General features: G+C 57.1%; 14 protein-coding genes and 2 pseudogenes. 14 read left to right on the top strand and 2 right to left on the bottom strand.

All coding sequences use genetic code 11. The features are described from left to right. From JO226_RS06735 to JO226_RS06680, 12 genes and pseudogenes are all read left to right on the top strand, one after another. A partial coding sequence (locus JO226_RS06735) for a class II D-tagatose-bisphosphate aldolase, non-catalytic subunit (RefSeq protein ID WP_293535871.1) occupies window positions 1–136 on the top strand: 136 nt, incomplete at its 5' end. Between the two features lie 20 nt (window positions 137–156). Then, a complete protein-coding gene (gene agaV / locus JO226_RS06730; protein WP_013364592.1) occupies window positions 157–630 on the top strand; it encodes a PTS N-acetylgalactosamine transporter subunit IIB in 474 nt (157 codons plus the stop codon). Window positions 631–641: 11 nt separating this feature from the next. Then, window positions 642–1424 (top strand): PTS N-acetylgalactosamine transporter subunit IIC, encoded by a 783-nt coding sequence (gene agaW, locus JO226_RS06725; RefSeq protein WP_293535858.1) that lies wholly within the window; start codon window positions 642–644, stop codon window positions 1422–1424. Then, window positions 1414–2292 (top strand): PTS N-acetylgalactosamine transporter subunit IID, encoded by an 879-nt coding sequence (agaE, locus tag JO226_RS06720; RefSeq protein WP_293535856.1) that lies wholly within the window; start codon window positions 1414–1416, stop codon window positions 2290–2292. The genes agaW and agaE overlap by 11 nt, the downstream gene beginning before the upstream one ends. A gap of 15 nt (window positions 2293–2307) precedes the next feature. After that, window positions 2308–2745 carry a PTS galactosamine/N-acetylgalactosamine transporter subunit IIA gene (gene agaF / locus JO226_RS06715; RefSeq protein ID WP_293535869.1) on the top strand — a complete coding sequence of 146 codons (438 nt, stop codon included), beginning with the start codon at window positions 2308–2310 and terminating at the stop codon, window positions 2743–2745. Between the two features lie 11 nt (window positions 2746–2756). Next, a pseudogene (locus JO226_RS06710) lies at window positions 2757–2915 on the top strand (amidohydrolase family protein); the annotation flags it as partial. A 267-nt stretch (window positions 2916–3182) separates the two neighbouring features. Next, window positions 3183–4346 carry an SIS domain-containing protein gene (locus JO226_RS06705; RefSeq protein WP_293535854.1) on the top strand — a complete coding sequence of 388 codons (1164 nt, stop codon included), beginning with the start codon at window positions 3183–3185 and terminating at the stop codon, window positions 4344–4346. A gap of 1 nt (window position 4347) precedes the next feature. Beyond that, entirely contained in the window at window positions 4348–5226 is an 879-nt protein-coding gene (gene kbaY, locus JO226_RS06700) for a tagatose-bisphosphate aldolase subunit KbaY (protein WP_293535852.1), read from the top strand. A 61-nt stretch (window positions 5227–5287) separates the two neighbouring features. Beyond that, a complete protein-coding gene (agaB, locus tag JO226_RS06695; RefSeq protein WP_293535850.1) occupies window positions 5288–5764 on the top strand; it encodes a PTS galactosamine transporter subunit IIB in 477 nt (158 codons plus the stop codon). A gap of 51 nt (window positions 5765–5815) precedes the next feature. Beyond that, window positions 5816–6619: a PTS galactosamine transporter subunit IIC gene (gene agaC / locus JO226_RS06690; RefSeq protein WP_293535848.1), complete on the top strand. Its 804-nt coding sequence runs from the start codon at window positions 5816–5818 to the stop codon at window positions 6617–6619. Continuing rightward, window positions 6609–7400, top strand: a complete 792-nt coding sequence (gene agaD, locus JO226_RS06685) for a PTS galactosamine transporter subunit IID (protein WP_293535846.1) — start codon at window positions 6609–6611, stop codon at window positions 7398–7400. The genes agaC and agaD overlap by 11 nt, the downstream gene beginning before the upstream one ends. Next, on the top strand, window positions 7401–8123 hold the full coding sequence (locus JO226_RS06680; protein ID WP_293535844.1) for a galactosamine-6-phosphate isomerase: 723 nt from the start codon (window positions 7401–7403) through the stop codon (window positions 8121–8123). A 45-nt stretch (window positions 8124–8168) separates the two neighbouring features. On the opposite strand, the pseudogene JO226_RS06675 reads toward JO226_RS06680, so the two are convergent. Beyond that, window positions 8169–8294, bottom strand: a pseudogene (locus JO226_RS06675) (Fic family protein); the annotation flags it as partial. Between the two features lie 3 nt (window positions 8295–8297). Further along, window positions 8298–9161, bottom strand: coding sequence for a 16S rRNA (cytidine(1402)-2'-O)-methyltransferase (gene rsmI, locus JO226_RS06670; protein WP_293535842.1), 864 nt, complete (start codon window positions 9159–9161; stop codon window positions 8298–8300). Window positions 9162–9223: 62 nt separating this feature from the next. On the opposite strand from rsmI, the gene JO226_RS06665 reads away from it, so the two are divergent. Both JO226_RS06665 and JO226_RS06660 read left to right on the top strand, forming a co-directional pair. After that, window positions 9224–11362, top strand: coding sequence for a penicillin-binding protein activator (locus JO226_RS06665; protein ID WP_293535840.1), 2139 nt, complete (start codon window positions 9224–9226; stop codon window positions 11360–11362). Then, the gene (locus JO226_RS06660; RefSeq protein ID WP_293535838.1) at window positions 11320–11709 is read left to right on the top strand and encodes a YraN family protein; all 390 of its coding nucleotides are present in this window, start codon (window positions 11320–11322) and stop codon (window positions 11707–11709) included. Before JO226_RS06665 ends, JO226_RS06660 begins: the two co-directional genes overlap by 43 nt. Window positions 11710–11728 lie beyond the last annotated feature (19 nt).

Genomic DNA, 11728 nt, shown 5'->3' with positions numbered 1-11728 from the left:
CAGCCAGTATCTGCCGCTTCAGTACACCCGCGTGCGCGAAGGCGATATCGCCGCCACGCCGCATGCCTTAATTATCGACCATATTCAGGACGTTATACGCCAGTATCACACCGCCTGTCAGGGTAACAACGAATAATAAAAGCGAAGGACTACGTTATGCCAAATATTGTCTTAAGTCGTATTGATGAGCGTTTGATTCACGGTCAGGTTGGCGTCCAGTGGGTAGGATTTGCGGGCGCGAACCTGGTGCTGGTCGCCAACGATGAGGTGGCCGAAGACCCGGTACAGCAAAATCTGATGGAAATGGTACTGGCGGAAGGTATCGCCGTTCGCTTCTGGTCTCTGCAAAAGGTGATCGACAACATCCACCGCGCGGCCGACCGCCAAAAAATTCTGCTGGTGTGCAGAACGCCAGCGGATTTCCTGAAGCTGGTTGAGGGCGGCGTCCCCGTCACCCGGATCAACGTCGGCAACATGCACTACGCCGACGGCAAGCAGCAAATCGCCAAAACGGTGTCCGTTGACGCCCACGACATTGCGGCATTCAACGGGTTGAAAAGCGCGGGCGTCGCCTGCTTTGTCCAGGGCGTGCCGACAGAACCCGCGCAGGATCTGTTTAAACTACTCTGAAGGAGATCGCGATGGAAATCAGTTTGTTACAGGCAGCCGCACTGGGCATTCTCGCCTTTATCGCGGGCCTGGATATGTTTAACGGCCTGACCCACATGCACCGCCCGGTGGTGCTTGGGCCGCTGGTCGGGTTGATTCTGGGCGACCTGCACACCGGTATTCTTACCGGGGGGACCCTGGAGCTGGTCTGGATGGGCCTGGCACCGCTGGCCGGGGCGCAGCCGCCTAACGTGATTATCGGCACCATCGTCGGGACGGCGTTTGCTATCACCACCGGGGTGAAGCCGGACGTCGCGGTAGGCGTTGCAGTACCGTTCGCCGTCGCCGTGCAGATGGGCATTACCTTCCTGTTCTCCGTCATGTCCGGCGTGATGTCGCGCTGCGACCGCATGGCGGCTAACGCCGACGCCAACGGGATTGAGCGGGTTAACTACCTCGCGCTGCTGGCGCTGGGCACGTTCTATTTCCTCTGTGCGTTTCTGCCTGTCTACTTCGGCGCGGAACACGCCAAAACCGCCATCGACGTGCTGCCTGCACGCCTGATTGACGGTCTGGGCGTCGCGGGCGGCATCATGCCCGCTATCGGCTTCGCCGTACTGCTGAAAATCATGATGAAAAACGTGTACATCCCTTATTTCATTATCGGCTTTGTGGCGGCAGCCTGGCTGAAGCTTCCGGTGTTGGCCATTGCCGCCGCCGCGCTGGCCATGGCGCTGATCGACCTGCTCCGTAAGGACCCGCAACCTGCAGCTACTCGCGCACAGCAAGAAGAGGAATTCGAAGATGGCATCTAACCACACCACACTGCCAGCAGCCGCAGACAGCGAACAGACGCTGCTTACCGGCGTAAATGAAAACATGTATGAAGACCAGAAGCTCAGCGCGGAGTTAACCAAAAAGGACATCAACCGGGTCGCGTGGCGCTCCATGTTGTTGCAGGCCTCTTTTAACTATGAACGTATGCAGGCTTCCGGCTGGCTTTACGGGCTGCTGCCGGCGCTGAAGAAGATCCATACCAACAAGCGCGACCTGGCGCGGGCCATGAAGGGCCACATGGGGTTCTTTAACACCCACCCGTTCCTGGTGACCTTTGTTATCGGCATTATTCTGGCGATGGAGCGCTCCAAGCAGGACGTCAACAGCATCCAGAGCACCAAAATCGCCGTCGGCGCCCCGCTGGGCGGCATCGGTGACGCTATGTTCTGGCTGACGCTGCTGCCCATCTGCGGCGGTATCGGCGCAAGCCTTGCCCTGCAGGGCTCGATTCTGGGGGCGATTGTCTTCCTGGTGATGTTTAACGTCGTGCATCTGGGCCTGCGCTTCGGTCTGGCGCACTATGCTTACCGGATGGGGGTGTCGGCTATCCCGCTTATCAAAGCCAACACCAAAAAGGTCGGCCATGCGGCATCCATCGTCGGGATGACGGTCATTGGCGCGCTGGTGGCGACCTACGTACGACTCGCCACCACGCTGGAAATTACCGCGGGCGACGCCGTCGTTAAGCTGCAAAGCGATGTGATTGATAAGCTGATGCCTGCCTTCCTGCCGCTGGTCTATACCCTGACCATGTTCTGGCTGGTACGCCGTGGCTGGAGCCCGTTGCGCCTGATCGGCATCACCGTCGTTCTGGGCATTGTCGGTAAATTTGCGCATTTCCTGTAATCACGAGGGAGCATGATGTTAGGCATTATTCTTACCGGCCACGGCGGATTCGCCAGTGGCCTGGCGCAAGCCATGAAGCAGGTTCTCGGCGAGCAGCCGCAGTTTGTGGCGGTCGATTTCCCGGAAAGCTCCACCACTGCGCTACTGACGGCGCAACTGACGGAGGCCACGAAAACCCTGAGCGACTGCGAAGGGATAGTCTTCCTGACCGACCTGCTCGGCGGTACGCCGTTTCGGGTCTCCTCGACGCTCGCCATGCAAACGCCAGGTTATGAGGTGATCACTGGCACCAACCTGCAGCTGCTGCTGGAAATGGCGCTGGAGCGCGACGGGCTGAGCGGCGAAGAATTTCGTCTTCAGGCGCTGGAGTGCGGACACCGCGGGTTGACCTCTCTGGTGGACGAACTGGCCCGCCACCGTGAAGAAGACTGCGAGATGGGTGAAGGCATATGACCCAGTTGCTGGACGCCATTCATACGGCATCACTGCACCCGGCCAGAATGCCGGGCGTTGACAACAGGTTAGGGTCGATTGCCATCGGCAAGCGTGCCAGCCTCATCGCCCTCAACAGCGCTCTTTTTGTGCAACACATTTGGATTCACGGTCAGGCTCTCCCCCTGTAGCCTCTTTTTCATGACGTTTTGCATGCCGTATGACGACGGCATGCCTTTTTATTCCTTTCTTTTCCTTTTCATGCCATCGGCACAACCTCATTTTTCTTTTGTTCCGTGGATCACTGTTTTCGTTTTATTCTCTTTTCGATATTGACCTTTCGTTTTCTTTTTAATAAATTCCAGCTAACGACAATATCAGTAAAGAGAAACAAAACGAAAGAAAGCAAAGGCACCACCAGCTTTCTGAAGTGAAATACCTTGATGAAGGATGATGTTATGAGTGAAACCCTGACCGGGTGCCCTACCGGAACACAAACCTGGACTGAAAAAGAGATCCGCCAGCAGCCCAACTGCTGGAGAGCATCGTTGAAAAACATTGAGCAGCAGCGTGCGAGCCTGGATGCTTTTCTTTCCCCCCTTCTGGCAGACCCGGCGCTGAAAATCATACTGACCGGCGCGGGGACATCGGCGTTTATCGGCGACATTATTTCGCCGTGGCTCTCTCGCCATACCGGGAAAAATTTTGTCGCCGTCCCGACGACCGACCTGGTGACTAACCCGGTCGACTATCTTCACGAAACGCAGCCTACGTTGCTTATCTCCTTTGCCCGCTCCGGCAACAGCCCGGAAAGCGTCGCCGCCGTCTCCCTGGCTAACCAGTGCGTCAGACAGTGCCACCACCTGATCATCACCTGCAATGAAGCCGGTGCGCTGTATCAAAACACCGTGAACGACGATCGCGCCTGGCCGCTGCTGATGCCCGCCGAAACCCATGACCGCGGCTTTGCGATGACCAGCAGCATTTCGACCATGATGGCAAGCTGCCTCGCCGTGTTCGCCCCGGAGTCGATCAACCGCCGCCGCTTTGACGATGTTGCGCGTCGCTGCGAGGAAATCATCGCCTCACTGGGGGATTTCAGCGACGGCGTTTTCGGTGATTCCCCGTGGCAGAGAGTGGTCTACCTCGGCAGCGGCGGGCTACAGGGCGCCGCGCGTGAATGTTCGCTCAAAGTGCTGGAGCTGACCGCCGGAAAACTGGCCGCGTTTTATGACTCGCCGACCGGCTTTCGCCACGGCCCGAAATCGCTGGTTAACGACAAAACGCTGGTGGTGGTGTTCGTCTCCTCACACCCCTACACCCGCCAGTACGACCTCGACCTGCTGGCCGAGCTGCGCCGTGACAACCAGGCGATGCGCGTGGTCGCGATTTCCGCCGCCGCCGACGCGGAAGTCACCGCCGGTCCGCACATTATTCTGCCCGCCGCGCGCGCGTTTATCGACGTTGAGCAGGCCTTCTGCTTCCTGATGTATGCGCAGGTATTTGCCCTGACCGAGTCCATCAAAGCAGGCATCACACCGGATACGCCTTCCGCCAGCGGCACCGTCAACCGCGTCGTGAAGGGCGTCGTCATTCACCCCTGGACCCCGGAGGAGGCATAGCATGGGCATTATCTCGACCAAATATCTGCTGCAGGATGCGCAGAAACACGGCTATGCCGTTCCGGCGTTTAACATCCACAACGCCGAAACCATTCAGGCCATCCTCGAAGTCTGTAAAGAGATGCAGTCGCCGGTGATCCTCGCCGGTACGCCTGGCACCTACAAGCACATTGCCTTCGAAGAGATCTACGCGCTGTGCCGCGCCTACTCCGAAAGCTACGACATGCCGCTGGCGCTGCATCTTGACCACCATGAATCACTGGATGATATCCGCCGTAAAGTCTACGCCGGTGTGCGCAGCGCCATGATTGACGGCAGCCATTTCCCGTTCGCCGAGAACGTGAAACTGGTGAAATCGGTGGTGGATTTCTGCCACCAGAATGACTGCAGCGTAGAGGCCGAGCTGGGCCGTCTGGGCGGTATGGAAGACGACATGAGCGTCGACGCCGGGAGCGCTTTTTTGACCGACCCGCAGGAAGCCCGCCGCTTCGTTGAGCAGACCGGCGTCGACAGCCTCGCGGTCGCCATCGGGACCGCTCACGGCCTGTACCCGCACCGTCCGAAGATCGACTTCCAGCGCCTTGGCGAAATCCGCGAAGTGGTCTCCGTTCCGCTGGTGCTGCACGGCGCCAGCGATGTACCGGACGAATACGTCCGCCGCACCATTGAGCTTGGCGTGTGCAAAGTCAACGTTGCGACCGAGCTCAAAATCGCGTTCGCCGGTGCGGTAAAAGCCTGGTTTAAGGACAACCCGGAAGGAAACGACCCGCGTTACTACATGCGTGTCGGCATGGATGCCATGAAAGACGTCGTGCGTAGCAAAATCCGCGTGTGCGGTTCAATGAACCGGTTAACCGTAGAGACCCGTGACATGCTGTAAATCATCCGGTAACTGGCCTGAATCTGGACTCAGGCCAACGCCGATTTAAGGAATAACACTCATGAGTACACCGAATATTTTATTAACCCGAATTGATAATCGCCTGGTGCATGGTCAGGTCGGCGTGACCTGGACATCGACCCTTGGCGCGAACGTGTTGATTGTCGTCGATGACGATGTCGCTAAAGACGAGATCCAACAGAAACTGATGGGGATGACTGCCGATACCTACGGGTTCGGCATTCGTTTTTTCTCCATTGAGAAAACCATCAATATTATTTCGAAAGCCGCCCCTCACCAGAAAATTTTCCTTATTTGCCGTACCCCCGCCATCGTCAGAAAGCTGATAGAAGGCGGCGTGCCGCTGAAAGACGTCAACGTCGGCAACATGCATTTCTCCGAAGGGAAAAAGCAGATAAGCAGCAAGGTTTACGTCAACGACAGCGATTTGAACGACCTGCGATTCCTCAAACGCAGCGGAGTGAATGTGTTTATCCAGGATGTCCCTGGAGATACCCGGGAAGGGATTCCTGACTAACGGGCAGTCTCGGTCACAACATAAGCAGCATGATTATTACGAGGCGATAAAATGCATGAAATAACACTTATCCAGGGCTTGTCGCTCGCAGCCCTCGTTTTTTTCCTGGGGATTGATTTTTGGCTGGAAGCGCTGTTTCTTTTTCGTCCCATTATTGTCTGTACGCTCACAGGCGCCATTCTGGGCGATATTAATATTGGTTTAATTACTGGCGGCCTGACCGAACTGGCTTTCGCCGGGTTAACGCCCGCAGGCGGCGTGCAACCCCCGAACCCCATTATGGCCGGGGTAATGACGACCGTCATTGCCTGGTCGACCGGCGTCGATGCTAAAACCGCGATTGGTCTTGGGCTCCCCTTCAGCCTGCTGATGCAGTATGTCATTCTGTTTTTCTATTCCGCCTTTTCGCTCTTTATGGCCAAAGCGGATAACTGCGCAACAGAGGCCAACACGGCCGCCTTCGCCAGACTTAACTGGACGACAACGCTTATTGTCGCCTGCTCCTATGCCGTTATCGCCTTCTTGTGTACGTACCTGGCGCAGGGCGCAATGCAGGCGCTGGTGAAAGCGATGCCGGGCTGGCTGACGCACGGGTTTGAAGTGGCTGGGGGAATCCTCCCCGCCGTGGGTTTTGGCCTGCTGCTGCGCGTCATGTTTAAGGCTCAGTACATTCCTTACCTCATCGCCGGTTTCCTGTTTGTTTGCTACATCCAGGTCAATAACCTGCTGCCGGTCGCGGTACTTGGCGCAGGGTTTGCCGTCTATGAGTATTTCAACGCCAAAGCGAAAGCCGCCGCCCAACCGCAGCCTGAAGCCCGCAAAAATGAAGAAGAGGATTACAGCAATGGAATCTGAGATCAGTAAAAAAGACATTACCCGGCTGGGATTTCGTTCGTCCTTGCTCCAGGCCAGTTTTAACTACGAGCGCATGCAGGCGGGCGGTTTTACCTGGGCAATGCTGCCATTACTCAAGAAGATCTACAAAAATGATAAAGCGGGCCTGAGCGCCGCAATGAAAGACAACCTTGAGTTTATTAACACGCACCCAAATCTCGTTGGCTTCCTGATGGGGCTACTCATCTCCATGGAGGAAAAAGGAGAAGATCGCAGTACGATTAAAGGGTTGAAGGTCGCGCTGTTTGGCCCTATCGCCGGTATTGGCGACGCTATCTTCTGGTTTACCCTGCTGCCGATTATGGCCGGTATTTGTTCATCATTCGCCAGTCAGGGAAATCTACTGGGGCCTATATTATTCTTTGCCGTTTACCTGGCCATTTTCTTCCTCCGTGTGGGATGGACACATGTCGGCTACTCCGTGGGGATAAAGGCGATTGATAAAGTTCGGGAAAACTCGCAGATGATTGCTCGTTCAGCAACCATCCTCGGGATAACGGTGATTGGCGGGCTGATTGCCTCGTATGTTCATATTAACGTCGTGACGAGCTTTGCTATCGATGCCACGCACAATGTCGCCCTCCAGCAGGACTTCTTTGACAAAGTCTTTCCGAATATCCTGCCAATGGGTTATACACTGCTGATGTACTATCTGCTGCGAGCTAAAAAAGCGCACCCGGTGCTGCTTATTGCCGCCACTTTTGTTCTGGCTATTGCCGGTTCCGCATTGGGGATCCTCTAAATGAATACCCTACGCTTTCGTTCATACCCGGACTACCGCGCGCTCAGTGCCGCGGTGTGCGACAGTATGCTAGCGCTGATGCGTCAGAAACCAGACGCCACGCTGTGTTTAGCCACGGGGGCAACCCCGTTGCTGGTGTATCAACAGTTGGTAGAAAAGATAAAGCAGCAGGCGGTGGACGTCAGTCAAATCACGTTCGTTAAGCTGGATGAATGGGCGGGAATATCGTCAGATAATCCCGGCAGCTGTGAGCATTTTCTACAACGGCATATTATCCAGCCCCTGCACATCCAGAATGAGCGCTTCATTTCGTTTGATCCTGCACACGCCAACCCGCAGGAATGCCGCCGGATTGAAGCGTTGATCGCAGGTAATGGCGGTCTGGATTTTTGCCTTCTGGGGCTCGGGAAAAACGGGCACCTGGGGCTGAACGAACCGAATGCGGCCCTGACGCCCGGTTGTCATATTGCCCAACTGGATGAACAAACCCGGCAGCACGAGATGTTGAAAAATGCAGATCAGCCCATTACGCAGGGAATAACGCTGGGTTTACGCAATATCCTCGCCGCCAAAACCGTGTTCCTGCTGGTTGCCGGGGAAGGCAAACAGGGCGCATTTACGGCGCTGTGCGAAGAGAACGTCACCACTGCCCTGCCTGCGTCCTTTCTTTGGCTTCATCCCAACGCCACCTGTTTTTATGACGAGGCGCATTACGTCAGGTAACGTGGTTTCTTCTGAACAGGGCAAAAGACACCTTCGGGTGTCTTTTTCTTTACGCAAAAGCGGAGAAACACGACCGGATTGAGCCGCCCAGAGCCCGAGTAATTCGCCAATTTCAACAACATTGTTGAGTATTGAAGCCGTAATGACGAACGGAGGCTGATAGCGGCTCATGGATTACTCGCCCTGCTGCGCCAGCGCGTGCTTATACAACGCGTTTTTCTTCACGCCGTGGATTTCGGCGGCCAGCGCGGCGGCTTTTTTCAGCGGCAGCTCGGCCTGCAGCAGCGCCAGCGTACGCAGCGCTTCAGCGGGCAGTTCCTCTTCCTGCGCCTTGTGACCTTCGACGATCAGCACCATCTCGCCTTTACGCCGGTTGTCGTCCTCTTTCACCCACGCCAGCAGTTCGCCCACCGGCGCGCCGTTAATCGACTCCCAGGTTTTTGTCAGCTCGCGGGCCAGTACCACGTAGCGGGATTCGCCCAGCACGGCGACGATATCCTCCAGACTTTCCAGCAACCGGTGCGTAGACTCATAGAAAATCAGCGTGCGGGGTTCGTTTTCCAACGCGCGCAGCGTGTCGCGGCGCCCTTTGGATTTCGCGGGCAGGAAACCTTCATAGCAAAAGCGATCGGACGGTAACCCCGCCGCGCTCAGCGCTGCTATCGCCGCGCACGGCCCCGGCAGCGGCACCACGCGAATACCGGCCTCGCGGCAGGTACGCACCAGATGGTAGCCCGGGTCGTTAATCAGCGGCGTTCCGGCATCGGACACCAGCGCAATGTTTTGCCCCTCCTGCAGCTTCACCAGAAGTGTTTCTGCTTTTTGCTGCTCGTTATGGTCGTGCAGCGCAAATAAACGGGCATTAATCGCGAAATGTTGCAGCAGTAAACCGGTATGACGGGTGTCTTCAGCAGCAATGAGATCAACAGCTTGCAGCACTTCAAGCGCGCGATGGGTGATGTCAGCCAAGTTGCCGATGGGCGTAGGCACAATATAAAGCTGACCTTGAGAATTGTCCGCAGATTCGCGTTGTTTCATTGTTTAGTCCGTATTGCCGATTTAATATTGAGCATTGAGCTAAAAAATATCACTGGATACGTATGGTACCGTCAACATTTCGTCGTTCTAAAGCCGCGCGTTGCTTGCCCGTCGTGCTGGCAGCGTTTCTTTTCGCCGGCTGTGGCACTCAGAAGAGCGCCGAGCAAAGCACCGCCCAACTTGAGGGTAGCGCGCAGGCTGATTCAGGTTATTACCTGCAGCAGATGCAGCAAAGCTCAGATGATAGCAAGACCAACTGGCAATTACTCGCCATTCGTGCACTGCTGAAAGAAGGGAAAAGCCAGCAGGCGATGGCGTTGTTCGGCCAGTTGCCGCAGAATCTGAACGACGCGCAGCGGCAGGAGCAATCTCTGCTGGCGGTTGAACTCAAGCTGAGCCAGAAAGATTTTGCCGGCGCGCAGGCGAAGCTTGCGAAAATCACGCCTGCAACGCTTGACGCTAACCAGCAGGCGCGCTTCTGGCAGGATACGATTACCGCGGAGCAAGGAAAACCCTCCCTGCCGCTGCTGCGCGCGCTGATCGCGCAAGAGCCGCTGCTGGCTTCGCCGCAGGAGAAGCAGAAAAACATCGACGCCACCTGGCAGGCGCTGTCGTCAATGAGTAAAGAGCAGGCGAGCGCGCTGGTTATTAATGCCGATGAAAATGTACTGCAGGGCTGGCTGGATCTGCAGCGCGTGTGGTTCGACAACCGCAACGATCCGGATATGATGAAAGCCGCCATTAAAGACTGGCAGACCCGCTATCCGCAGAACCCGGGCGCGAAAATGCTGCCTACGCCACTGACCAACGTCCAGAGCTTCAAACCGGCGTCAACATCGAAAATCGCCCTGCTGTTGCCGTTAAACGGCCAGGCGGCGGTATTTGGCCGCACTATCCAGCAGGGGTTTGAAGCCGCGAAGAACGGCGGTGTCAACACGGTAAGCGGCAGCGCGGTTCCTCAGCAGGTGGCGCAGGCGGCGAACAGCAACGTCGTCAGCCCGGCGCAGGCTGAAGTCAGCGATCTGACCAGCGAGCAACCGGCCGCGTCCGCCCTGGTCATTGCCGCAACGCCCACTCAACCAGTACAGGCGCCGCAAGGCCCCCAGGCGCAACCCGTACAGGCGCCAAACACCGTGCAGCCAGCCACCGCGACTCCGGTAGCGCCTGCCGCCCAGCCAACGGTTTCTGTCGCTCCGCAGGCGGTCACCACCGCCGCGGCTAACCCTTCGGCCGAGCTGAAAATTTACGATACCACCACGGCGCCGCTGAACCAGCTCCTCGCCCAGGCGCAGCAGGATGGCGCTTCGATTGTGGTCGGCCCGTTGCTGAAAAATAACGTTGATGAGCTGGCGAAAAGTAATACCAGCCTGAACGTGCTGGCGCTTAACCAGCCGGAACACGTCGAAAACCGCGCGAATATCTGCTATTTCGCCCTCTCACCAGAGGATGAAGCCCGCGATGCGGCGCGCCATATCCACGACCAGGGCAAACAGGCGCCGCTGCTGCTGCTTCCGCGCAGCGCGCTCGGCGATCGCGTGGCCACAGCGTTTGCCCAGGAGTGGCAGAGACTGGGCGGCGGTATTGTGCTGCAGCAAAAATTTGGCTCCACCGCTGAGTTGAAAATGGGCGTCAATGGCGGCGGCGGCATTGCGCTGAGCGGCAGCCCGATCACCGCCAGCCTGCCGCAGCAGCAGGGCGTGACTATCGGCGGTCTGAACATCCCGGCGCCGCCGAGCGATGCGCAGATCACCGGAGGCGGTAAAATCGACGCCGCCTACATCGTGGCGACGCCGGAAGAGATTGCCTATCTCAAGCCGATGATCGCCATGCGTAACGGCAGCCAGGACGGCGGCGTCACGCTGTACGCCAGCTCCCGTAGCGCGCAGGGAACCGCAGGCCCGGATTTCCGTCTGGAAATGGACGGTTTGCAGTATAGCGAAATCCCGATGCTGGCCGGCAGCAACCCGGCCTTGATGCAGCAGGCGCTGAGCGCCGTGCATAATGACTACTCGCTGGCTCGTCTGTATGCCATGGGCGTCGATGCCTGGGCGCTGGCGAACAACTTCTCGCAGATGCGTCAGGTCCCTGGATTTGAACTTAATGGCAACACGGGCGATCTAACCGCTAATCCGGATTGTGTGATCAACAGGAAGTTGTCATGGCTCAAATACCAGCAGGGGCAAATCGTCCCGGCCAGTTAAGTTCTAAACAGACCGGCGACGCGTGGGAACAGCAGGCGCGTCGCTGGCTGGAGAGTAACGGCTTACGCTTTATCGCCGCCAATGTACGCACCCGCGGCGGCGAAATCGACCTTATAATGAAAGACGGTGCGATTACCGTGTTTGTCGAAGTGCGCTATCGGGCGTCGGCATGCTATGGTGGCGCAGCGGCAAGCGTAACCCGCAGCAAACAGATAAAACTATTACACACCGCCCGCCTGTGGCTTGCCCGCCACAATGGGAGTTTTGAGACTGTGGATTGCCGGTTCGATGTGGTAGCCTTCACCGGCGGTCGAATCGAATGGTTCAAAAATGCCTTTGGCGAATAGCCTGACTACAGAATTTAAG

The sequence above is a fragment of the Pluralibacter sp. genome (assembly GCF_019237635.1).
Classification (GTDB): domain Bacteria; phylum Pseudomonadota; class Gammaproteobacteria; order Enterobacterales; family Enterobacteriaceae; genus Enterobacter_B.
This window is presented reverse-complemented; position numbering and strand designations above follow the sequence as displayed.

Coding starts and splice junctions, on each gene's coding strand:
- agaV (WP_013364592.1), top strand. CDS start 157: ATGCCAAATATTGTCTTAAGTCGTATTGATGAGCGTTTGATTCACGGT.
- agaW (WP_293535858.1), top strand. CDS start 642: ATGGAAATCAGTTTGTTACAGGCAGCCGCACTGGGCATTCTCGCCTTT.
- agaE (WP_293535856.1), top strand. CDS start 1,414: ATGGCATCTAACCACACCACACTGCCAGCAGCCGCAGACAGCGAACAG.
- agaF (WP_293535869.1), top strand. CDS start 2,308: ATGTTAGGCATTATTCTTACCGGCCACGGCGGATTCGCCAGTGGCCTG.
- JO226_RS06705 (WP_293535854.1), top strand. CDS start 3,183: ATGAGTGAAACCCTGACCGGGTGCCCTACCGGAACACAAACCTGGACT.
- kbaY (WP_293535852.1), top strand. CDS start 4,348: ATGGGCATTATCTCGACCAAATATCTGCTGCAGGATGCGCAGAAACAC.
- agaB (WP_293535850.1), top strand. CDS start 5,288: ATGAGTACACCGAATATTTTATTAACCCGAATTGATAATCGCCTGGTG.
- agaC (WP_293535848.1), top strand. CDS start 5,816: ATGCATGAAATAACACTTATCCAGGGCTTGTCGCTCGCAGCCCTCGTT.
- agaD (WP_293535846.1), top strand. CDS start 6,609: ATGGAATCTGAGATCAGTAAAAAAGACATTACCCGGCTGGGATTTCGT.
- JO226_RS06680 (WP_293535844.1), top strand. CDS start 7,401: ATGAATACCCTACGCTTTCGTTCATACCCGGACTACCGCGCGCTCAGT.
- rsmI (WP_293535842.1), bottom strand. CDS start 9,161: ATGAAACAACGCGAATCTGCGGACAATTCTCAAGGTCAGCTTTATATT.
- JO226_RS06665 (WP_293535840.1), top strand. CDS start 9,224: ATGGTACCGTCAACATTTCGTCGTTCTAAAGCCGCGCGTTGCTTGCCC.
- JO226_RS06660 (WP_293535838.1), top strand. CDS start 11,320: ATGGCTCAAATACCAGCAGGGGCAAATCGTCCCGGCCAGTTAAGTTCT.